At 55.6% G+C, this 20,593-nt stretch carries 22 protein-coding genes; 13 read left to right on the forward strand and 9 right to left on the reverse strand.

What is annotated here, in order from left to right:
• The first annotated feature begins 74 nt into the window (after nt 1-74).
• The 7 genes from GOX61_RS00805 to grxD all read left to right on the forward strand — a co-directional run bounded on the left by GOX61_RS00805 (nt 75) and on the right by grxD (nt 7,023).
• Nucleotides 75-2,327 (forward strand): mechanosensitive ion channel family protein, encoded by a 2,253-nt coding sequence (locus tag GOX61_RS00805; protein WP_155147023.1) that lies wholly within the window; start codon nt 75-77, stop codon nt 2,325-2,327.
• Nucleotides 2,328-2,397: 70 nt separating this feature from the next.
• A complete protein-coding gene (locus GOX61_RS00810; protein ID WP_170330538.1) occupies nt 2,398-3,510 on the forward strand; it encodes a BamA/TamA family outer membrane protein in 1,113 nt (370 codons plus the stop codon).
• 88 nt (nt 3,511-3,598) lie between these two features.
• Nucleotides 3,599-5,758, forward strand: a complete 2,160-nt coding sequence (purL, locus tag GOX61_RS00815; protein WP_170330540.1) for a phosphoribosylformylglycinamidine synthase subunit PurL — start codon at nt 3,599-3,601, stop codon at nt 5,756-5,758.
• A 142-nt stretch (nt 5,759-5,900) separates the two neighbouring features.
• A complete protein-coding gene (locus tag GOX61_RS00820; protein WP_155147029.1) occupies nt 5,901-6,137 on the forward strand; it encodes a BolA/IbaG family iron-sulfur metabolism protein in 237 nt (78 codons plus the stop codon).
• A gap of 11 nt (nt 6,138-6,148) precedes the next feature.
• On the forward strand, nt 6,149-6,370 hold the full coding sequence (locus GOX61_RS00825) for a hypothetical protein (RefSeq protein ID WP_170330541.1): 222 nt from the start codon (nt 6,149-6,151) through the stop codon (nt 6,368-6,370).
• Nucleotides 6,367-6,615, forward strand: a complete 249-nt coding sequence (locus tag GOX61_RS00830; RefSeq protein WP_170330543.1) for a hypothetical protein — start codon at nt 6,367-6,369, stop codon at nt 6,613-6,615. The genes GOX61_RS00825 and GOX61_RS00830 overlap by 4 nt, the downstream gene beginning before the upstream one ends.
• 45 nt (nt 6,616-6,660) lie before the next feature.
• Nucleotides 6,661-7,023, forward strand: coding sequence for a Grx4 family monothiol glutaredoxin (grxD, locus tag GOX61_RS00835; RefSeq protein ID WP_155147033.1), 363 nt, complete (start codon nt 6,661-6,663; stop codon nt 7,021-7,023).
• 7 nt (nt 7,024-7,030) lie between these two features.
• On the opposite strand, the gene GOX61_RS00840 is transcribed toward grxD, so the two are convergent.
• Genes GOX61_RS00840 through GOX61_RS00850 form a run of 3 tightly spaced genes read right to left on the reverse strand, consistent with a single transcriptional unit; the run spans nt 7,031 to nt 8,630 of the window.
• Nucleotides 7,031-7,381 carry an MliC family protein gene (locus GOX61_RS00840; RefSeq protein ID WP_170330545.1) on the reverse strand — a complete coding sequence of 117 codons (351 nt, stop codon included), beginning with the start codon at nt 7,379-7,381 and terminating at the stop codon, nt 7,031-7,033.
• Nucleotides 7,378-7,773: a cell division protein ZapA gene (locus GOX61_RS00845; protein WP_170330547.1), complete on the reverse strand. Its 396-nt coding sequence runs from the start codon at nt 7,771-7,773 to the stop codon at nt 7,378-7,380. Before GOX61_RS00845 ends, GOX61_RS00840 begins: the two co-directional genes overlap by 4 nt.
• The gene (locus GOX61_RS00850) at nt 7,773-8,630 is read right to left on the reverse strand and encodes a hypothetical protein (protein WP_170330549.1); all 858 of its coding nucleotides are present in this window, start codon (nt 8,628-8,630) and stop codon (nt 7,773-7,775) included. The genes GOX61_RS00845 and GOX61_RS00850 overlap by 1 nt, the downstream gene beginning before the upstream one ends.
• 235 nt (nt 8,631-8,865) lie before the next feature.
• Here GOX61_RS00850 and tkt point away from each other — a divergent pair, with 235 nt between their 5' ends.
• Nucleotides 8,866-10,887, forward strand: coding sequence for a transketolase (gene tkt / locus GOX61_RS00855; RefSeq protein ID WP_170330551.1), 2,022 nt, complete (start codon nt 8,866-8,868; stop codon nt 10,885-10,887).
• A 78-nt stretch (nt 10,888-10,965) separates the two neighbouring features.
• On the opposite strand, the gene GOX61_RS00860 is transcribed toward tkt, so the two are convergent.
• Nucleotides 10,966-11,766 carry a thioesterase family protein gene (locus tag GOX61_RS00860; protein ID WP_170330552.1) on the reverse strand — a complete coding sequence of 267 codons (801 nt, stop codon included), beginning with the start codon at nt 11,764-11,766 and terminating at the stop codon, nt 10,966-10,968.
• 70 nt (nt 11,767-11,836) lie between these two features.
• Nucleotides 11,837-12,808 carry a DUF808 domain-containing protein gene (locus GOX61_RS00865; RefSeq protein WP_170330554.1) on the reverse strand — a complete coding sequence of 324 codons (972 nt, stop codon included), beginning with the start codon at nt 12,806-12,808 and terminating at the stop codon, nt 11,837-11,839.
• Nucleotides 12,809-12,989: 181 nt separating this feature from the next.
• Between GOX61_RS00865 and gap (GOX61_RS00870) the strand changes: the two genes are divergently transcribed.
• The 3 genes from gap (GOX61_RS00870) to gap (GOX61_RS00880) all read left to right on the forward strand — a co-directional run bounded on the left by gap (GOX61_RS00870) (nt 12,990) and on the right by gap (GOX61_RS00880) (nt 15,305).
• Nucleotides 12,990-13,991: a type I glyceraldehyde-3-phosphate dehydrogenase gene (gene gap / locus GOX61_RS00870; protein WP_155147045.1), complete on the forward strand. Its 1,002-nt coding sequence runs from the start codon at nt 12,990-12,992 to the stop codon at nt 13,989-13,991.
• A gap of 71 nt (nt 13,992-14,062) precedes the next feature.
• Nucleotides 14,063-14,206 (forward strand): hypothetical protein, encoded by a 144-nt coding sequence (locus tag GOX61_RS00875; RefSeq protein WP_170330556.1) that lies wholly within the window; start codon nt 14,063-14,065, stop codon nt 14,204-14,206.
• A gap of 94 nt (nt 14,207-14,300) precedes the next feature.
• Nucleotides 14,301-15,305, forward strand: a complete 1,005-nt coding sequence (gene gap / locus GOX61_RS00880; RefSeq protein WP_170330558.1) for a type I glyceraldehyde-3-phosphate dehydrogenase — start codon at nt 14,301-14,303, stop codon at nt 15,303-15,305.
• On the opposite strand, the gene coaD is transcribed toward gap (GOX61_RS00880), so the two are convergent.
• The 3 genes from coaD to GOX61_RS00895 all read right to left on the reverse strand — a co-directional run bounded on the left by coaD (nt 15,297) and on the right by GOX61_RS00895 (nt 17,277).
• On the reverse strand, nt 15,297-15,788 hold the full coding sequence (gene coaD, locus GOX61_RS00885; RefSeq protein ID WP_155147047.1) for a pantetheine-phosphate adenylyltransferase: 492 nt from the start codon (nt 15,786-15,788) through the stop codon (nt 15,297-15,299). The genes gap (GOX61_RS00880) and coaD overlap by 9 nt on opposite strands.
• An 85-nt stretch (nt 15,789-15,873) precedes the next feature.
• Nucleotides 15,874-16,311, reverse strand: a complete 438-nt coding sequence (locus tag GOX61_RS00890; RefSeq protein WP_155147049.1) for a CBS domain-containing protein — start codon at nt 16,309-16,311, stop codon at nt 15,874-15,876.
• Between the two features lie 63 nt (nt 16,312-16,374).
• Complete coding sequence (locus GOX61_RS00895) at nt 16,375-17,277, reverse strand: LysR family transcriptional regulator (RefSeq protein ID WP_170330559.1); 903 nt, start codon at nt 17,275-17,277, stop codon at nt 16,375-16,377.
• A 103-nt stretch (nt 17,278-17,380) separates the two neighbouring features.
• Here GOX61_RS00895 and GOX61_RS00900 point away from each other — a divergent pair, with 103 nt between their 5' ends.
• A complete protein-coding gene (locus tag GOX61_RS00900; RefSeq protein ID WP_155147052.1) occupies nt 17,381-18,880 on the forward strand; it encodes a CoA-acylating methylmalonate-semialdehyde dehydrogenase in 1,500 nt (499 codons plus the stop codon).
• Between the two features lie 67 nt (nt 18,881-18,947).
• Here GOX61_RS00900 and GOX61_RS00905 read toward each other — a convergent pair whose 3' ends face one another.
• The gene (locus GOX61_RS00905) at nt 18,948-19,733 is read right to left on the reverse strand and encodes an EF-hand domain-containing protein (RefSeq protein WP_170330561.1); all 786 of its coding nucleotides are present in this window, start codon (nt 19,731-19,733) and stop codon (nt 18,948-18,950) included.
• Nucleotides 19,734-19,983: 250 nt separating this feature from the next.
• Between GOX61_RS00905 and GOX61_RS00910 the strand changes: the two genes are divergently transcribed.
• The gene (locus GOX61_RS00910; protein WP_170330562.1) at nt 19,984-20,583 is read left to right on the forward strand and encodes a L,D-transpeptidase; all 600 of its coding nucleotides are present in this window, start codon (nt 19,984-19,986) and stop codon (nt 20,581-20,583) included.
• Nucleotides 20,584-20,593 lie beyond the last annotated feature (10 nt).

A 20,593-nucleotide genomic window follows, 5' to 3' on the forward strand; every position in this document is an offset into this window, starting at 1 on the left:
TCACTGGGAATTTCCCCCCGGTATGGCTATGATGCGGGAAAATAAACAAATTTTCTGCCTTCGAGGGAAAGCAAATGTTCCACCCACTACGCCTTGTGCTGGCGTTGCTTGCCGCGATTTGTTTCGCGGTACCAGCGTTCGCACAGGTGCCATCAACCAGCACCTCCTCTTCCGCGCCCGCTCCGGTCACCATTCCAGATGATCTGACGCCCGATCAGGTGGACGATCTCGTCGCCCGTATGTCTGACGATCAGGTCCGCTCGATACTGCTTGAACGGCTTGATGCTGTTGCGGCCAAACAGGCTCAGGCGCCTGCAAAGAAGGGTCTGGTGACGCGAGTCACCGAAACAGCCACAGCAATGGCTGCATCCTGGGTGGATGTAATCAGAAAGTTGCCGTCCCTTGTAACCTTGCAGATCGAAGCAATTACCAATTTTGGCAAGGCTTTTGGCTCAAGCGGCTTAATGACCTTGTTCGGCTTTACCTTCCTGGCGCTGGCCATAGGTTTTGCCGCTGAAAAGATCGTTGGTATTTGGACACGTCGCTGGATCAAAGCCGTCCCGGGAGATGCCGAACACGATTTGCGCGGAGCAGTCATGTTCCTGATCAAACGTTTTTGCCGGGAACTGCTGGGCCTAGTGGTCTTTTACTACACGCTCGTCTTTGTTGGTCGTCAACTGCTGAACCCCGAGCAAATCGCACAGGTTGCTCCATTCGTATTTTTCCTGATCTGGTTCCCAAGGCTTGGCGCTGCAATTTCCCGTTTCGTGCTCGCTCCCGAAAGGTCCGAACTTCGACTGGTTAACATCGACGATCATTGGGCCAAATACCTGCATCGCAACCTGATCGGTCTGTTCCTGCTGATAGGGTTCACCATGTTCATCATCCGCTTCAACACCCTCAACGGTGTCGAAATGGGCGAGACCCGACTGGGTTTCTGGCTGAACACATCGATCCATATCTATATCGGCCTGATTGCCTGGACCGCACGCAAAGGTCTGAGCGACATGATGCGCGGCACCGATCCCGACCGGACCGAGTTTGATGAATGGGTAGCCGAATTTTATCCCTATTTCGCAATCGGCGTGTCCTTCGTCATGTGGTTCGTGGTTGAATATCTTGCAGCCACCAAAGACCCGCAACTGGTCGCGATGGCCGCCGAAGGTGCACACTTTGCGACAATGTTCTGGTTGCTGATCCTGCCAGCGCTCGACACGCTGATCAGAGGATTGGTACGGCATTTGCAACCGCCCATCATGGGACATGGCGCAATCGCTGAACGTGCCTACAAATCCACGAAACGCAGCTATATTCGCATCGGTCGTGTTCTGGCAGGTATCTTCATCGTTCTGATGATCGCAAATGCCTGGGATCTGGATCTGCAAGAAATCGCGGGCGCCGGAACTGATGCTGGCGGACGTGTGATCCAATTCTTCATCCTCGTTGCCTTCGGCTATATCCTGAATGAGGTCGTCTCGCTCTGGATCAACCGCCGACTAGCGAAAGAAGAGACCGAAGGCCAAAGCCCCGATGAGGAAGCGGGCGAAGGCGGCGGTACAGGCGGTTCACGCCTTGCAACTGTCCTGCCGCTGCTGCGCGTTACGGCACAGGTCGCAATTGCGGTTATCTTCGGCCTGCTCGCGCTGGGCGCACTAGGCATGGACATCACACCGCTGCTGGCCGGTGCTGGTATCCTTGGTCTGGCCATCGGTTTTGGTGCACAGAAGCTGGTTTCGGACATCGTTGGTGGTATTTTCTTCCTGATCGACGATGCCTTCCGTGTTGGCGAATACGTTGATGTCGGCGGAACCACGGGTACGGTCGAGAAAATCTCGATCCGCTCGATGCAATTGCGTCACCACCGCGGTCCGGTTCACACCATTCCTTATGGTGAGATTCAGAAGCTGACCAACTACAGCCGTGACTGGGTCATCATGAAACTGAAATTCACTGTTCCTTTCGACACGGATCCGAACAAAGTGAAGAAGATTTTCAAAAAGATCGGTGCCGAGATGATGGAGGACGAAACCCACAAGGATGGCTTCCTCCAGCCGTTCAAGTCACAGGGCGTGTTCGACTTTGACGATGTCGGCATGATCATCCGCGGTAAATTCATGGCCAAACCCGGTAAGCAGTTCACGCTGCGCAAGGAAATCTTCAACCGGGTCAAAGCGGCCTTTAAGGAAAACGGCATCGACTTTGCCCGTCGCGAAGTGCGCGTCGCGATACCGGGCCTAGAAGAGGCTGAAAACCTGTCCGACCAGCAAAAGGCCGCAATTGGCGCGGCCGCAAGTGATGCGGTCAACAAGGAACAGGGACCAGCCTGACCCAACCAACTTTCAGGGGCAGCGGAGATATCTTCGCTGCCCCTTTTTCTTTTCGAATAAGGTAAAGTGCATGCGACCTCATGCCATTACTCTAGTTCTGCCAATTCTTGCATGCAGCGCGTCTGTCACCATTGCCGGTTCGGTCACGCTTGAGCCTAATGTCGATACTTTCGATGACGCACAGGAAGAAGAAACCGTAGGGTTTGGGAATGGCTCGGTCATCGTGGTACCCATTCCCTTCTCAGATCCAACAATTGGTTCCGGGCTTACTCTTGCAGCAGGATATCTGTTCACAATTGATGAAGGTTCAAAACCTTCGCTGATTGGCCTGGCTGCTTTGCGATCCAGCAATGGCAGCGAAGCTTATGGTGGCGCCGCAAATTTCGCCTTCGACAACAATCGCTGGCTGATCAAATCGCTCTATGCAAAGGCCAATATCAACTACGATCTCTTCACTCCCATCGGGCGTCTGCCGATCACCCAGGAAGGCGACCTTGGCCGACTCGAACTGTCATACGGTTTCACACCAGATATTTCAGCAGGGATTGCGGTTCGTTATCTGAACACATCGATCAGCCCCGATGGTCTAGGCTTGCCACCGATACCGCCGCCATTCGATCGGTTTCTTAACATGGAGATTGTCACCCCCGCCTTGGTGGCCAACTGGGATACCCGCGACGATACCATCTACCCAACAAAAGGGTTCAATCTCAACTTTGAGGCGTCACATAGTTACACGCTCGAGGGTATTACTGGTGATTACTCCAAGTCGTTCGTGAACTTCACCAAGTACTTCAACCCCATCCCCAATGGCGTTATCGCAGCTCGAGTATCAACGTGCGCGGCATCGCAAGAGACTCCGTTCTTTGATCAATGCTCGTTAGGTGGGACAGACGCCTTTCGCGGGTTCCCGGTGACCCAGTTCCTCGACTTTCGCTCAGCCTCGCTGCAGGTAGAGTATCGCCATCAATTCACCAAGCGTATCGGCGCTGTAGCGTTTGGTGGTGTCGGTCAAACCGGCGACAGCTTTTCCGATCTTTCAGATGGTGGAACGCATTCCGCCTTTGGTTTGGGTGCACGTTATCGCGTGTCCAAGAAGTTCCCGGTTGATTTTTCAGTGGACTGGGCTCGTAACAATCTGGATGAAGATCAGCTTTATATCTATGTCGGACAGCGCTTCTGAAGGGGCTGCGCGCTCTTGACCCTTCCCACCGGCGCGCCCTTGCCCTAAAAGGCGCCCAAACTCGGCCACCTTGAAAACAGGACAGACCATGCAAGAGCCCGCCATCACACCGGATCTGATTGCTGCACACGGGTTGAAACCCGAAGAATACGATATGATCCTCGAGATCATTGGGCGCGAGCCGAGCTTTACCGAACTGGGCATTTTCTCGGCGATGTGGAACGAACACTGTTCCTACAAGTCCTCCAAGAAATGGCTTCGTACATTGCCAACCTCGGGCCCTCAGGTCATCTGCGGTCCCGGTGAGAATGCTGGTGTTGTCGATATCGGCGATGGTCAGGCCGTGGTCTTCAAGATGGAAAGCCACAACCACCCGTCTTACATCGAACCCTATCAGGGCGCGGCGACCGGCGTGGGTGGCATCCTGCGCGACGTTTTCACCATGGGTGCACGTCCGATTGCGTCGATGAACGCTCTGTCGTTTGGCGAGCCGGGTCATCACAAGACCCGCCAGTTGGTCAACGGCGTGGTCGAAGGCATTGGCGGCTATGGCAACTGCTTCGGCGTTCCCTGTGTCGGTGGCGAAGTTCGTTTCCACCCTGCATACAATGGCAACTGCCTCGTAAACGCATTTGCTGCCGGTCTGGCGGACAGCGACAAGATTTTCTACTCGGCAGCTTCTGGCGTTGGTATGCCCGTCGTCTACCTTGGCGCAAAGACAGGCCGTGACGGTGTTGGTGGTGCGACAATGGCCTCTGCCGAATTCGACGACACGATCGAAGAAAAGCGTCCCACCGTTCAGGTTGGCGACCCCTTCACCGAAAAACGCCTGATGGAAGCGACACTGGAGCTGATGCAGACCGGTGCCGTAATCTCGATTCAGGATATGGGTGCTGCGGGCCTGACCTGCTCCGCCGTTGAGATGGGCGACAAAGGCGGTCTGGGCGTACGCCTCGATCTGGAAACCGTACCGCAGCGCGAAGAGAACATGACAGCCTATGAAATGATGCTGTCCGAGTCTCAGGAGCGCATGCTCATGGTTCTCAAGCCCGAGCTTGAGGCCGAGGCCCGCGCGGTGTTCGTAAAGTGGGATCTGGACTTTGCCATCGTTGGCGAAACGATTGCCGAAGACCGTTTTCTGATCATGCACAACGGCGAAGTCAAAGCGGATCTGCCTTTGTCCAAACTCGCCTCGACCGCTCCTGAATATGATCGCCCCTGGGTGCCGACACCCCAGGCTGAAGAACTGGCAGAAGTACCTCAGATCGATCCGATCGATGGTCTGCGCGCCCTGCTCTCTTCACCAAACTATGCCGGTAAACAATGGGTCTACGAACAATATGACACTATGGTTATGGCCGACACAGCCCGCACGCCGGGTCTGGGCGCGGGCATGATCCGTGTACATGGAACCGACAAGGTACTGGCATTCACGTCGGACGTGACGCCGCGCTATGTCCGGGCCAACCCTGAAGAAGGTGGCAAACAGGCTGTAGCCGAAGCTTATCGCAACCTGACAGCAGTTGGCGCCAAGCCGCTGGCGACGACTGACAACCTGAACTTTGGCAACCCAGAAAAGCCAGAGATCATGGGTCAGTTCGTTGGCGCGATACAGGGCATCGGCGCTGCAGTAGCTGCTCTGGACATGCCAATCGTGTCAGGCAATGTCTCGCTCTATAACGAAACCGATGGACAGGCGATCCTGCCGACCCCAACCATTGGTGCGGTTGGTCTGCTGTCTCACACCGATGAAATCATTGGCAATGAAGTGCGCGAAGGTCACGTTGCGATGGTGATTGGAGAAACGAATGGCCATCTGGGTCAGTCCGCCCTGCTGGCCGAAGTCTTCAATCGCGAAGACGGCGATGCGCCGCATGTTGACCTTGAGGCCGAGCAGCGCAACGGCGAATTTATCCGCGCGAACCGCGACATGATCAAAGCCTGCACCGATCTGGGTGACGGAGGCCTTGCTCTGGCAGCGTTTGAACTGGCCGAGGCCGCCAAAGTCGGCATTCACCTGGATGACGCATCAACCGAATTCCTGTTCGGTGAAGATCAGGCGCGTTATCTGGTTGCCTGCAATTTTGATCAGGCCGAAGCGCTGATGATCGCCGCAGGTCAGGCAGGTGTTCCATTGGTATCTGTGGGTCGCTTCACCGGTGACAGCGTCAAGATCGGCGCATCAGAGGCACCTTTGGAAGAGTTGACAGCAACCTTCCGCTCCAGCTTTGCCGAGGCCGTGGCCTGACTGCTGGCACCAGATAGCGAAAACTCAAAATCCTGCGCCTAATATACGGCGCAGGATTTGCTATTTCTGAGAGCACTGCACACCCTTGCACGGGCTCCTGCATCGCTCTACATCTTGATAAAGACCTTCAGGAGAAACCTACATGCCGATGAGCGCCCACGAAATTGAACACCTGCTGCGAGAAGCCTTTCCCGATGCGGAAATTCAGGTCGGCGGGCATGATGGTGTTCATATGTCTGCAATGGTTGTGGACGAGAGCTTTCGCGGGAAAAATCGGGTTCAGCAGCAACGTGCGGTTTATGCAGCACTAAAGGGCAAGATGGACGGCCCCGATGGTGAGCTTCATGCGCTGGCATTGACAACGAAAGTGCCGGAGTGATGCAAACAGCGATGGTCATTGCTGGAATTCTAGCAGCTGTGATCCTCGTGGCCCTATTGGCACGCAGCAGAGCCAAATCAGATCCCAAACCGGAGCGTGGAATAGAACCCGGGCAAGGCGAGCAGCTTGTAAATGCGAGCTATGACTCCGGCGGAGGTGGTGGACACGGAATTGTGGTTCGTGTCCCCAAAGACCCTCAGGAGTATGCCAAAATCATGACTCCAAAGAAATGAGTAACTGGATCATCTGGATTGGAGGAGCAATCTTGGCGCTTGTGGTTGCCGCTGCCCTGATCGAGGCCTATCTGAAGCGCAACACCAAACGCCGGCTATCAGACATGCGTCCGGACCCTGAGGCTTTGAAACGCCGACCTTGGGAGCCTGACGGGGTGACGAAAGTTGCCGATATCGACAAGGTTCACGAAACGAACCAGAAAATAGAAGAACGGAGTTCGCGGCAAAGCCGCCAATCCCTCTGACGAAATGACAGCCCGGGCATACGGGTAAGATTAAGGAAACGCGAAATGAGCGACGTTAAGACCCAAATCGACGAAACCGTCAAAGCTAACGATGTGGTGCTGTATATGAAAGGCACTAAAGAGATGCCGCAATGCGGGTTCTCTTCGCGTGTGGCGGGTGTTCTGAACTATATGGGCGTGGATTACACTGACGTGAACGTTCTGGCCGATGAGGAAGTCCGCCAGGGCATCAAGGATTATTCCGACTGGCCAACCGTTCCGCAGCTTTACGTCAAAGGCGAGTTTGTTGGCGGCTGCGATATCATCACCGAGATGACGCTGTCCGGTGAGCTGGATACCCTGTTTGACGACAACGGTGTCGGCTACAACAAAGAAGCAGCCGACAAAATCCGTGAGGCTAACGCCTGATCAGGCATTACCGGCTGGTACATTCCTGATAAATGACCTGCTCATTGGCGGCAGATCCTGCCGCCTGATAGCTGATCGTAGCATTCCAGCCCTTGGAGCGAAGGATATAGGTTCCGTCGCTCCCTACCGACTCGTACCGAATGCCCGAGCCACTAGGTACCTGACGCATTGCCACCAGGCTGTTGTCCACAATCAAGGCTGCTGCCCCAGACCCGTCCGATGCATTGAAATAGCTTACTGGCACCGGCACGTTGTTTTCACAGGTAAAGGTAACCGAAAGGATATCAATCTCGGCCAGCGCTGCGGTGGCGGGCACCATCATCAGTGCTCCGCAGGCGATTGCGCGCAGTATGTTCATTTTGCAGATTTCTCCTCGACAACCGACGCCAGCGCCTCTGCCCTTGCGGCCAACTCAGCCAGTGTATCGGTGACCGATGGCGGGACTACGGCAACTTCGACACGCTCGGGTTCGGGCGCAGGCGCATTCTTCAGGTTTGTCAGTTCAGCTTCAACTTCGGCCAGTTTGGATTCGACGGTTTTGATGCGATCCTCGCTGGCCGCTGCTTTGTCAGCCAGCATCAGACCAGCCATCAGCAGCATCCGTGATTCCGGCATGCGACCGATCTGGTCCGACAAGACCTGTGCTTCGTCGTCCAACATCTTGGCAGCAGATTGCAGGAACACCTCTTCGCCTTCCTGACAAGAGACTTCAAAGCCGCGTCCACCGATATGAATGGTTACCTCGGGCATTATTCCACCTCTCCTTCAGCCAGGTTGGCATGGGTCAGCAACGGCTCCAGACGCGCCAGAACCGCATGGGCTTCAGCTGCGTCCGTTGCTCGTGCAGCCCGTGTCGCCTCAAGCTCGGCAACGGTCGCGCGATTCAGCAACTCAGCATCCGGCACACCATCTTCGGCTGCGGCACGCAGTTCCTCTACCGCTTCGCGCAACTGATCGTTTGCCTTGCGCAGTCGCTGAAGATCGTCATCAAGGCGAGACATCGCCGCGCCGTGGCTTGCGCGTTCGGCCCGCAGCATATCCAGCTCTGCGCTTAGTTCCGCGACCCTTTCGCTGTCGGCAAGTTCGGACCGAAGCTTTGCAATTTCGGTTTCCAGCTCCTGTGCCTTACCCGCAATTGGCTTGAGTTGTTCCAACTCTGCCCGTAGCGGTGCAGGATCTTCGACGTTTTCTTGTTCGGCGCGCAGCGATTCAATTTCGGCTTTGAGCGCCATAACTTCATCGCGATCTTCCAGCGCTGCTTTAGCTTCGGCCAGCTCGGCACGCGCTGCCTCAACTGCGGCCAGCTTTTCGGCGGCTTCAGCAAGCTGCTCACGCAAGCCATCGGCCTCGGCGCTATCTACCGGTTGCGCCCGTAGCGTTTCGATATCGGCGCGCATCGCGTCGATTTCCTGATCGTGTCTTTCTTTCAGGGATTTGAGGCGTTCTTCTAACTGAGCATTCGCGACCCGCTCTTCATCAAGTGCTGCGCGCAGCTCCTGATCCTGATTTCCGCCAGCGGGGGCCGCTTCACCCAATGCCTCGACGCCCGAACCGATCCGCTCCATGGCGGCTACTATACGGCGCTGTAGTTCCTCGATCTGACTCATGCCCCTGTCACCTCTTTACCAAGGTTCATTCTGTTGCTCGGTTGGCCGAATCGAATCCAGCCCCGCTCGTCCCTAGTCTAACGGAATGTTCCGGAAAATACCCACTCTTTGCTTTCAAGTACTTGAGCACCACTGTTGAACCAAGGACGGCGTGTCACGCCCGGTTCTGCTTGCACTTTGAGGGTTGGATGGTATTGAGCGCGCAATCTGCCTGTAATCCAAAGGAACAACACCCGTGGACCTGACTGCGCTGCGTACTGCCAACCCCGAACACTGGGACAAGGCTGCGGCTATCCGCACCCTGACCCTTGATGCTGTTGCCGCTGCTAATTCCGGCCATTCCGGCATGCCGATGGGCATGGCCGATGTCGCGACCGTGCTGTTCGAAAAGCACCTGAAGTTTGACGCATCGGCTCCGAACTGGCCTGACCGTGATCGCTTTATCCTGTCGGCTGGCCATGGTTCGATGCTGGTCTATTCGCTGTTGTATCTCACAGGCCACGGCGACGTTACGCTGGAAGAAATCAAAAACTTCCGTCAGTTGGGCGCCAAAACTGCGGGTCACCCCGAGAACTTCCTGGTTGATGGCATCGAAACCACGACTGGCCCACTGGGTCAGGGCATTTCCAACGCCGTCGGCTTTGCAATGGCCGAGGAAATTCAGCGCGCGCATTACGGCAAGAAGGTCGTTGACCACTATACTTACGTGATCGCAGGCGACGGCTGCCTGATGGAAGGCGTCAGCCAAGAGGCGATCACCCTTGCCGGTCGTCACGAGCTTAGCAAACTGATCGTCTTCTGGGACAACAACAACATCACCATCGATGGAACAGTTGATATCGCCGATCGTACGGATCAGGTTCGTCGATTTGCAGCGTCAGGCTGGCATGTCATCGAAATCGATGGCCACGACCCCAAGGCGATTGATGCGGCGATCATCCAGGCAAAGAAATCCAACAAACCGACGATGATCGCATGCGAGAGCCACATTGCTCTTGGTCACGCTGCGCAGGATACGTCGAAAGGCCACGGTGCACTGACCGATCAGGACCAGCTGAAAGCTGCAAAAGATGGCTATGGCTGGCCGCATGACGCGTTTGAAGTACCGGCCAACGTGAAATCAGCATGGGAAGCCATCGGAGCCCGTGGTGCGTCCGAACGCGCTGCCTGGGAAGAGCGTTTCGCGCAGCTATCCGAGCGCAAGCAGGCCGAGTTCAACCGCGCTTATGCGTTTGAAGCTCCCAAAAAACTGGCAGGTGTCATCCGCTCGTTCAAAAAGCAGATGTCGGAAGATCAACCGAAACTAGCCACCCGCGCATCGTCTGAGAAGGTTCTGAACGTCGTGAACCCGATCATGACGGAAACCGTAGGCGGTTCGGCTGACCTGACCGGTTCGAACAACACCAAATCTTCGGATATGAGCGTGTTCCTGCCCGAAAACCGCAAGGGTCGCTATATCCACTACGGTATCCGCGAACATGGCATGGCAGCCGCGATGAACGGCATGGCGTTGCATGGCGGCATCCGCCCCTATGGCGGTACGTTCATGGCCTTCACCGACTATGCGCGCCCGTCCATGCGTCTGGCAGCACTGATGAAGGTGCCGTCTGTCTTCGTAATGACCCATGACTCGATTGGTCTGGGTGAAGACGGCCCGACCCACCAGCCAGTCGAGCATCTGGCGATCTCGCGCGCAACGCCGAACACCTATGTGTTCCGCCCAGCAGACACCGTTGAGACCGCCGAAGCATGGGAACTGGCGCTGACCTTCAAGGACAGCCCTTCCGTCCTGTCACTGACCCGTCAGGGTGTGCCGACCGTACGGACCCAGCACAAGGCCAAGAACCTGACCGCACAAGGTGCCTATGTCCTGGCAGAGGCCGAGAGCAAACGTCAGGCGATCCTGATCGCCACCGGGTCCGAGGTGTCATTGGCGATGGAAGCCAAAGCCATGCTTGAGGCCGAAGGTATCGGCACCCGCGTTGTCTCCATGCCTTGTATGGAACTGTTCGCTGAACAGGACGAAGCCTATCGCAAGCGCGTTCTGCCAGCGGGTGCAGTTCGCGTCGGCATCGAAGCCGCCGTCCGCGCCGGAGGCTGGGATCGCTGGCTTTTGGGTGAACGCGGCCGCGAGGCCAAGGCTGGTTTCATTGGCATGTCGAGCTTTGGTGCATCCGCCCCCGCTGGCGAGTTGTACAAGCACTTCGGCATCACCGTCGAGGCAACCGTGGCCAAGGTTAAGGAACTGCTGGGTTAAACCCGCGTTTCGCAGGCAGACTAAATTATCGAAAGCCCCGGTCACAACCGGGGCTTTTTTTGATGGATGCATTACTTGTCAGATAAAGATAATGACGGATTGCATCCCGTCTACCACAAGCTCTCCGTCCGTATTCCACATCCGCATCACTTGCGAGCTATAGCCATCTCGACCAGCAGTCAGTTGGTTCTCCATCAGCCACCAGCCGTCGTCGGTTTGAACCGTCTCGGACAACAGGTTCACCATCCAGTTCATCGACGAATTCGCGCCCGGCTTTGTCAACAGCGAGAAAATACTCGGCGGCAGCACATCGGCCAACGCTATCAACCCTTCGATTCGATCCCGCATTCGTTCATCTCTGTGACGAGCCCAGACCCGTACATACCCGCTGTCTGAACCGGTGAACGGTAGCGCCCCCTCGATAAGCCGAACATCAAAGTTGTTAAAAAACGGGATCGGTCCTTTGGTGACGCCGGGCGGCAGATAACCGAGGGTATCCTCTGGTGCCGGGCTGGGTATGGGCGGACACGCAACCGAGACAAGGCTTTGTTGTGCCGCACCGAACGAGAAGGTTCCCATCGCCGCCGTCTTTCCACTAATGTCGGCCCGAGCGCTCAGCGTGGTGACATTGCGACCTTGTCTCAACATCTCGGTTTCGATGGACGGCCCTTCGCCAATAGGAGCCGTAAAATTGATCAGGGCCGAGCGAAGCGGTGGCAGATCGTGATGCTGTGTACGCGCAGCGTTAAGCAACATAGCGGCCGTAAATCCGCCAAAACTCGTACGTCCCTGCATCCAGTTCGGCGGCAAGGGACATTGAACGCGCCCCTCGCTGCATTCTACAGCATCAAGGGCGTCCGAAAGTGTGCATTCGGTCATGGGACTCTCAATTCTTCAGGTCACGCCGAGCATAAGAACACGGCATGACCTGGACATCTGTGACCTTGCGTCAGTGCTTTTGAGAGTCGCCCGATATGCTGCTCAGGAGCGGTGCGATGAGCTTTGTGGCCAATGGAATCAGAACCATCCCCCAAGCCAGACCAAAAATGCCGTCCATCGTGGCTTTGGACACCCATTCCACAACTGCAGTCCACTGATCCGACACGGAATGCCCGATGGCATAGGCCCAGTCGTGGATGTGGTGGCCCAACCAGCCAAAGCCCAGCACTTCCATTCCGTGAATGATGATCGACCCACCAACCCACAGCATCGCAGCAGTTCCGACGATCGAAAGCACCTTCATTACAGCTGGCATCGCCTTGACCAACCCGCGCCCCAAACCGCGTCCTATTGGTGTAGGTGCGTTGTTCGCCAGATACAGCCCGACGTCATCCATTTTTACGATCAACGCAACAGACCCGTACACCGCCAGCGTAACCCCGATTCCAACGACCGCCAGTGTTGCTGCCTGCATCCACAGATTCGGAGCTTCAATGGCCGCCAGCGCAATTGTCATAATTTCCGCAGACAGGATAAAGTCGGTCTTGATGGCCCCCCTGACCTTTTGCTCTTCCAGATGGCCGGGATCGCGCACATTCATGTCGTCTTCGATCACGTGACTGCCATGCGGAAACAGTACGTGAAAGATTTTTTCGGCCCCTTCGAAACATAAATAGGACCCACCGATCATAAGCAGGGGCGTTATCAGCCAGGGTGCCAGGTTCGCCAATAGCAAGGCGACCGGAAGCAACAGGATAATCTTGTTGAACAGAGATCCGCGTGCAATGCGCCAGATGATCGGCAGCTCGCGCGCTGGTGCAAATCCCTGAACGTATTTTGGAGTGACGGCTGCGTCGTCAATGATCACACCGGCTGTTTTCGCCCCGGCCTTACCTGCAGCCGCGACCACATCGTCAACGGACGCCGCCGCAACCTTGGCTATCCCTGCTACATCGTCCAACAGGGCCAACAAACCGCTCATGGTGCTTCCTTTCCTTTCACCTGCCGCATTCGGAACCTACCTGATCCAACGCTTAGCGCAAGCGTTAGCGCAACCGGTGCAGGTTTGCGCTAACACCTTAAAAATATGCCACTTTTGCCCTTTTGAGATTGTCAATTCGCGGCTATATGGCCTGCAAAGCAAGCGCATTTGGAGACGTCTGATGACCATCAAGGTCGGTATCAATGGTTTTGGCCGCATCGGCCGCTGTACCCTGTCGCACATCGCGGCATCGGCTCGCAACGACATCGAAGTGATCAAGGTCAATGCAACCGGGCCCTTGGAAACCTCGGCTCATCTGCTGAAATATGACAGCATACATGGTCGTTTCCCGCGTGACGTATCCATCAATGGGAACACCATGGATCTGGGCCGCGGCCCGATGGAGATGTTCTCTACCTACGACATGAACGAGCTGGATTGGGATGGCTGCGACGTCGTTCTGGAATGCACCGGCAAATTCAATGATGGTCATAAAGCCAAAACTCACCTTGACCGCGGTGCCCAGAAGGTTCTCCTTTCGGCCCCTGGCAAGAATGTAGACAAGACAATCGTCTTTGGTGTGAACCACAATGACCTGACAACCGAAGACAAAATGGTGTCCAACGGTTCGTGCACCACCAACTGCCTTGCCCCGCTTGCCAAGGTATTGGACGAAGGCATCGGTATCGAGCATGGCATCATGACCACGATCCACGCTTACACCGGCGATCAGCCGACCCTGGACCGCCGCCACAGCGATCTGTACCGCGCCCGTGCTGCTGCTATGTCGATGATTCCAACCAGCACCGGCGCTGCCAAGGCACTGGGTGAAGTACTGCCGAACCTGAAAGGCCGCCTCGACGGATCGGCCATCCGGGTCCCTACCCCGAATGTGTCAGCTGTTGACCTGACCTTCCGCGCGTCGCGTGACGTCACCGCAGAAGAGGTGAACGCAATCGTTCAGGATGCAGCACAAGGTCCGATGCAGCGCGTTCTGGGATACGAACCCGCACCACTGGTTTCGACCGACTTCAACCATACCGAAGAAAGCTCGATCTTCGCACCGGATCAGACCCGCGTTGTTGACAATCGCATGGTTCGGGTTCTGGCCTGGTATGACAACGAATGGGGCTTTTCGGTTCGTATGGCCGATGTAGCCGTCGCAATGGGCCGTCTTAACTGACATCGGCTTGATTGCTTGAACAGCATTGCCCGCTCAGGTTATCTGAGCGGGCTTTCTTGTTCGGGGCCGTAATGACCAACCAACTCGCCATCTGGCTCGGAATTCTAATTCTTGGCGGGTTCATGCTCGACTACACACTCTATGGGACCGAGCATTTATTGTTCCTTGGAAAGAAGTTGTACGACTTTCTTGACTGGCTGGCCTTCTGGCGCTGACAGAGGTTTTGCTTGACTTTTTCTCTCACCTGATTTTGTTAGCGCTAACTGACCATGAAACCGAAGCCGGACGGCTATTCAGACGGAGCGCAAAATGACACTGAAACTGGCAATCAATGGCTTTGGACGTATCGGGAGAGGCGTACTGCGGGCCGTAATGGAATCCGGGCGCCAAGACGTAGAGATCGTTGCGATCAACGATTTGGCCAAACCTGAAATGAACGCCCATCTCTTCGAATTCGATAGTGTTCATGGACGCTATAAAGATACGGTCACCCTGAGTGACGCTGGGTTCGATGTCGGTCGCGGCCCTATCCGCTTGACCAGCGAACGCAATCCGGAAGACCTGCCTTGGTCAGACGTTGATGTGGTTCTGGAATGCACTGGTGTATTCCGTACGCGTGAGGCAGCGTCGCGTCACTTTCAAAACGGATCAAAAAAGGTGCTGATCTCAGCTCCCGCTCGCGGCGATGGCGCTGTCAAAACTGTAGTGTTCGGTGTGAATGAGCATGAGCTAACTGCCGAGGACTTGGTGGTTTCAAACGCGTCCTGCACGACGAATTGCTTGTCACCGGTGGCAGCGGCACTTGATGCAGGATTGGGCATTCGGCACGGAAACATGACAACCGTGCACGCCTATACGGCCAGCCAACCCGTTCATGACACGGCTGGAAAAGACCCCTACCTGTCGCGTGCTGCAGCGTTGTCGATGATCCCGACAACGACAGGTGCGGCCTCTGCAGTTGGTCTGGTTCTGCCACAACTTCAGGGCAAACTGACGGGTCAGGCCATCCGCGTACCCACGCCTAACGTTTCCGTGGTCGATTTGGTTGTCGAAGTCTCCCGTCCGACAACTGAAGAAGAAGTGAACGCGTTGTTCATCGAGGCCGCAGAAAAAATCCCCGGCGTATTGGCCGCAGAAAATCGTCCTCTGGTCTCTGTAGATTTCAACCATGACGCCCATAGTTCGACCGTCTCTCTGTCGGAGACCAAAGTCACCGACGGAACACTGGTTCGTGTTCTCGCCTGGTATGACAATGAATGGGGTTTTTCGAACCGGATGCTGGATACTGCAGCAGCGATGGGCGCTTTAGCCTAACCTCTCGCGCAATGCAGTGTTGACACGGGGCGTGACAAATTTTGACACGTCCCCACCCAACCTGGCGATCTCTTTTACCAGTTTGGATGCGATGGCCTGATGTCTCGCCTCAGCCATCAGGAATACGGTTTCGATTGAATCATCCAAGGCTCGGTTCATCCCAACCATCTGGAACTCATACTCGAAATCAGCAACAGCACGCAGGCCGCGTACGATGATCTGGGCACCGACATCTCTGGCACAATCGATCAGCAGGTTTTCAAAGGGATGCGCGACAATCTCAGTACCGGTTTGTTCGGTCAGATAGGCGCATTCCGCCTCAATCATGGCTACGCGCTCTTCGAGTGAGAACAAAGGGCCCTTGTCCCGATTGATCGCAACTCCGATGACCAACTTGTCGACCAGCGCTGCGGCGCGGCGAATGATATCGATATGACCCAGAGTAATCGGGTCAAAGGTTCCGGGATATAATCCAACGCGCATCACTGTCTCCTGCGCAACTTTATTTCTGCGCAAGCAAACACAACTTCGCCGCGTGTGCAAGAGGCGGCATCAGGCTGAAACCCGATCAGTGCCCCATGATCATGCCTTGCAATGCGTCTTTTTCCATGGCCAGTTCGGTCAATTGAGCCTTGACCACATCGCCCAAAGTCACAATTCCAACAAGCTGCCCGTCTTCCAGAACCGGCATATGTCGAAACCGGCCTTCTGTCATTCTGGACATGATATCCTGTACAGTGTCCTGGCGGCTGGCTGTCACCAAATCTCGGGTCATATAGGCGCTGACGGGTTCCGAGAGACACCCGCTGCCACTTGCCGCCAGTTCTCTTACGATGTCACGCTCTGACAGAATACCGGATGCTGTCTGACCACCATCTTCTGATATGACCACCGTACCAATACGTTTTTCAGCCAGAATTTTTGCAGCTTCCGAGACTGTTGCTGACGGTTCGACGGTCACAACCCCGCCCGCCGCTTTGGATTTCAGAATGGCCTGAACAAGCATAAGCGAAAAAACCTCCGGAATAACGTACTGTTTTTTAAAGCGTTGCCGGAATGAAAGACCCTGTCAAGGTTGGGCTTCGGCTTCAAGCCGCGCAACCTCGTCGCGGATACCTTTGGTCAGGGCATCTGCAAAGCGGTTCAACCGCTCGTTGCGGTGATCCCCCTGATGTCGAACGAGGTAGAAACTACGGGTCAAACTGACTTGATCCGTCAGTATTTTACGAAGATGAGGATGGAACGGCAGCGTAAAGTCATGAGCGACGCAGACACCACTTCCCAACGAAACCTGTCGAAGTTGCACAGAGACCGAATTTGATGCAAGCGCAACACGGTCAACGCCGATATCGTTGAGATAATCCAACTCACGGTCAAAAATCATATCGGGGATGTATCCGATCAGACGGTGCCCCCCAAGATCGGCGACAGATTGAATTGGGGCATGGCGATCCAGATATTCCCGGGTCGCGACCAGATGCAATTTGTAATCGCTGACTTTTTGCACCAGCAGCTTCCCTGCCGTAGGCGCACTGACTGTAACCGCCATATCAGCTTCGCGGCGGGACAGGTTAATAATGCGAGGCAGCGCGAGAATCTGAATGTCCAGATCAGGGTTCGCATCACTGATTTTGGCGCAAACCTGCGGCAACAAGTAGTTTGCGCTGCCATCCGGCGCTCCGATCCTTATCTGACCGCTTAGAGATTTTGTTGAACCGGCTACTGCGCCTGCTGCCGCACGCATCGCCTCTTCGGCGTGCAGGCTGTGATCCATTAAGCGCTCACCTGCTGGTGTGAGCAGATAACCCTGCTGAGATTTCGTAAAAAGTGAAGCATTCAGGGCGGTTTCCAGACGGGCAATTCGCCGCCCGACGGTCGCCGGATCAATCTTCAGCAATCGGCCTGCGGACGAAAGGCTTTCCTCGCGTGCGACGGCCAGAAAGACCCGCATGTCATCCCAATTTGGGTTCATCTCTTTCCTTTTGCAATTTTGCAAAGCTCTTTTGAGACATTGCCTCTGTTCGCGGGATTTCTGCAAGCCTATTCTGCGCGCAAATTTACCGGAGGAGTTTGCAATGCAAGATCTGACCCATTTCATCAACGGCGAGAACGTGGCGGGTACATCCGGCCGTTTCGACGACGTTTTCAACCCTGCAACCGGCGAAGTTCAGTACAAATGCCCGATGGCAAGTGTGGCTGAAACCACAGCGGCGATCGAAGACGCAGCCGCCGCACAGATTGCCTGGGGTGCAACCAACCCGCAAAAGCGCGCCCGTGTCATGATGGCCATGGTCGGCCTGATGAACCGTGACATGGACAAGCTGGCCGAAGCGCTGAGCCGCGAGCACGGCAAAACCATCCCCGACGCAAAGGGCGACCTGCAGCGTGGTCTCGAAGTGATCGAGTACTGCATTGGCGCCCCTCAGATGCTGAAAGGTGAATTCACCGACAGCGCGGGCCCGGGCATCGACATGTATTCCATGCGTCAGCCACTGGGTGTTGTCGCGGCGATCATGCCCTTCAACTTCCCCGCCATGATGCCTTTGTGGCACGTCGGCCCGGCTCTGGCATGTGGTAACGCCGTTGTCCTGAAACCTTCCGAGCGTGACCCATCCGTTCCGCTGATGCTGGCAGAACTGTTTGTCGAAGCCGGCCTGCCCAAAGGTGTGTTCCAGGTCGTGAACGGCGACAAAGAAGCTGTGGACACCTTGCTAGACAGCGAGATCATTCAGGGCGTCTCGTTTGTTGGATCGACCCCGATCGCGCAGTACATCTATTCGCGTGCAACTGCCAACGGTAAACGCGCGCAGTGTTTTGGCGGTGCGAAGAACCACATGATCGTCATGCCCGATGCTGACATGGACCAAGCAGCGGACGCGCTGGTCGGTGCAGGCTTCGGTGCGGCCGGCGAACGCTGCATGGCCATTTCGGTCGCTGTTCCGGTTGGTGAGGAAACTGCCGATGCGCTGATCGAAAAGTTGGTCCCACGCATCGAAAAGCTGAAGGTTGGCCCTTACACCGCAGGTGATGATGTCGACATGGGTCCGGTCGTAACCGGCGCAGCAAAAGAACGCATTCTTGGCCTGATCAACTCGGGCGTGGAACAAGGCGCTAAGCTGGTTGTCGATAACCGCGACTTCAGCCTGCAGGGCTATGAGGACGGGTTCTTTGTCGGACCGCACCTGTTTGACCACGTGACTCCCGAAATGGACATCTACAAGCAGGAGATCTTTGGTCCGGTTCTGTCGACCGTCCGCGCAGGTTCCTATGAAGAAGCGCTGAAGCTGGCGATGGATCATGAATACGGCAACGGTACCGCGATCTTCACCCGCGACGGTGATACGGCGCGTGACTTTGCCAGCCGTGTGAACATCGGCATGGTCGGCATCAACGTTCCGATCCCGGTTCCGCTGGCCTATCACACCTTCGGTGGCTGGAAGAAATCCATGTTCGGCGACCTGAACCAGCACGGCCCGGACAGCTTCAAGTTCTACACCCGCACCAAAACGGTGACCTCGCGCTGGCCGTCGGGCATCAAGGAAGGTGGCGAGTTCAACTTCAAAGCGATGGACTAAAATCCATTCCTTCGAAGTACCAAAGGCCGCCCAATCGGGCGGCCTTTTTCAGTTCCTCAGCGAGGTATCAGTTCTGGAGGAACTCGCGCAGCGTAATCTGCCCATCAAAATCAGCATCAAACTCAGCCATCATCATCCGCAGATCATGTTCAGGGACACAGGCTTTGGCGATGCCTTTAATCTTTCCGTTTTCCACCATTGTCAGGCATTCGGCCGGCAAAGGCTCATCCATTTCGGGATCCGGGAACTCGATTATGTCCTGCACATCAACTGCAACGAGTTCATCAGGTGAAACAACGCCATTTTCATCGGCGTCGTATTCCAGAAACTCCATTGCACGCTCTGCCAGAAACACGGTTTCAAACTCGGAATACTCAACATGGCCATCCGCATTTGCGTCGGCACGGCTGATTTCGTCAGCAGCTATTGCTTCTGGCGTGCAGGGTTCAGTGCTGGCGTCACAATCATCGGGTAGAAACAGCACGTCTTCCTGCGTCAGGAATTGCTGGAACTCAGGCTTTGTGATCACTCCGTCCCCATTTCGATCAAGCTCGGTGAAAAACATACGGGCCATGGGGGTAGCCTGCGCAGGTGTCTGGGCCGAACCCCAATACACCCCTGCCAGCAACAAGACAGGTAGCACGTAGAGGGTTTTGGGGGCAAAATTGCTCAATGAGCGAACGGGCATGTCATGTTCTCCAATATTGTCAGATGACGGCCCTGCCAGCTCCCGGTCGATCACACCGCGTACGAGTTCGCTCATTGACGATCCGCGTTGTTCGCTGAGATCAGCCAGCTTGCTTTTCAACTCATAAGATACGCGAATTTCCAAGGTTTCTGATTTCTTGGTCATATCGTGTGGTCTCCGGAATACTGTGGGCCTGTCTCTTGCAGTTGGAGCAGACATGGTCCGAAAAATAGCCCAACCCGTGTCCGGCAAACAGGCAAATCGTGTCCGGACAGTGGTTAATCTGCTGTCCGGACAGGCGAAAATTCGCAAGTAAATCTGATATCTCACAGAAAATTTAGGTGACACATCTGGCTCTGGCGTGAACGAATAACTAAATTGCCGAAAAATCTGAGCAGTCTTTCAGGAGGCTTAAGTGTCCAGTTCCCGTATTAATCGTCGCGCTGCCCTGTTGGGCGTAGCATCCGCTATTGCCGCACCAACCTTATTGCGCGCCCAAAGCTCCGATGCATTCCCTGAGACTGAAGATGAGATCAGCACTCAATTACCTGTGCGTCGTAATGTTTCTTCGTTCTCACAGCAGAACTGGCAGGACCATTTTGATGAGCTGGGCGTCGGCTGTCTTCTGGCGGATATCACCAGCCGAGCAGTGCACTATTGGGGACCTAATGGCACCTACAAGCTGTACCCAAGCTCGGTTCCAATGAGCGAAGAGCTGACTAAACGCGGATACACCGAGGTTGTCAGAAAGCGTGAAAACCCAAGCTGGACACCAACCGCATCTATGCGCGAGCGTGATCCATCCCTGCCGATCCGCATGGAGGGTGGCGACCCGGGCAACCCGTTGGGAACCCGCGCGATGTATCTGAGCTGGCCCGCCTATTTGGTGCACGGCACCCATGACACACGGAAAATCGGTCGTCAGAGCTCATCCGGCTGCATCGGCCTTTACAACCAGCATGTCGAAGAACTCTACCCGCTGGTTAAAGTCGGAACCAAGGTCCGGCTCCTCTGAAACACGAAGC

The sequence above is a fragment of the Ruegeria arenilitoris genome, assembly GCF_013030265.1.
GTDB lineage: Bacteria > Pseudomonadota > Alphaproteobacteria > Rhodobacterales > Rhodobacteraceae > Ruegeria > Ruegeria arenilitoris_E.

Excerpts from the sequence above, each read along its gene's own strand:
- GOX61_RS00805 (WP_155147023.1), top strand. The coding sequence starts at position 75 with ATGTTCCACCCACTACGCCTTGTGCTGGCGTTGCTTGCCGCGATTTGT.
- GOX61_RS00810 (WP_170330538.1), top strand. The coding sequence starts at position 2,398 with ATGCGACCTCATGCCATTACTCTAGTTCTGCCAATTCTTGCATGCAGC.
- purL (WP_170330540.1), top strand. The coding sequence starts at position 3,599 with ATGCAAGAGCCCGCCATCACACCGGATCTGATTGCTGCACACGGGTTG.
- GOX61_RS00820 (WP_155147029.1), top strand. The coding sequence starts at position 5,901 with ATGCCGATGAGCGCCCACGAAATTGAACACCTGCTGCGAGAAGCCTTT.
- GOX61_RS00825 (WP_170330541.1), top strand. The coding sequence starts at position 6,149 with ATGGTCATTGCTGGAATTCTAGCAGCTGTGATCCTCGTGGCCCTATTG.
- GOX61_RS00830 (WP_170330543.1), top strand. The coding sequence starts at position 6,367 with ATGAGTAACTGGATCATCTGGATTGGAGGAGCAATCTTGGCGCTTGTG.
- grxD (WP_155147033.1), top strand. The coding sequence starts at position 6,661 with ATGAGCGACGTTAAGACCCAAATCGACGAAACCGTCAAAGCTAACGAT.
- GOX61_RS00840 (WP_170330545.1), bottom strand. The coding sequence starts at position 7,381 with ATGAACATACTGCGCGCAATCGCCTGCGGAGCACTGATGATGGTGCCC.
- GOX61_RS00845 (WP_170330547.1), bottom strand. The coding sequence starts at position 7,773 with ATGCCCGAGGTAACCATTCATATCGGTGGACGCGGCTTTGAAGTCTCT.
- GOX61_RS00850 (WP_170330549.1), bottom strand. The coding sequence starts at position 8,630 with ATGAGTCAGATCGAGGAACTACAGCGCCGTATAGTAGCCGCCATGGAG.
- GOX61_RS00860 (WP_170330552.1), bottom strand. The coding sequence starts at position 11,766 with ATGACCGAATGCACACTTTCGGACGCCCTTGATGCTGTAGAATGCAGC.
- GOX61_RS00865 (WP_170330554.1), bottom strand. The coding sequence starts at position 12,808 with ATGAGCGGTTTGTTGGCCCTGTTGGACGATGTAGCAGGGATAGCCAAG.
- gap (WP_155147045.1), top strand. The coding sequence starts at position 12,990 with ATGACCATCAAGGTCGGTATCAATGGTTTTGGCCGCATCGGCCGCTGT.
- GOX61_RS00875 (WP_170330556.1), top strand. The coding sequence starts at position 14,063 with ATGACCAACCAACTCGCCATCTGGCTCGGAATTCTAATTCTTGGCGGG.
- gap (WP_170330558.1), top strand. The coding sequence starts at position 14,301 with ATGACACTGAAACTGGCAATCAATGGCTTTGGACGTATCGGGAGAGGC.
- coaD (WP_155147047.1), bottom strand. The coding sequence starts at position 15,788 with ATGCGCGTTGGATTATATCCCGGAACCTTTGACCCGATTACTCTGGGT.
- GOX61_RS00890 (WP_155147049.1), bottom strand. The coding sequence starts at position 16,311 with ATGCTTGTTCAGGCCATTCTGAAATCCAAAGCGGCGGGCGGGGTTGTG.
- GOX61_RS00895 (WP_170330559.1), bottom strand. The coding sequence starts at position 17,277 with ATGAACCCAAATTGGGATGACATGCGGGTCTTTCTGGCCGTCGCACGC.
- GOX61_RS00900 (WP_155147052.1), top strand. The coding sequence starts at position 17,381 with ATGCAAGATCTGACCCATTTCATCAACGGCGAGAACGTGGCGGGTACA.
- GOX61_RS00905 (WP_170330561.1), bottom strand. The coding sequence starts at position 19,733 with ATGACCAAGAAATCAGAAACCTTGGAAATTCGCGTATCTTATGAGTTG.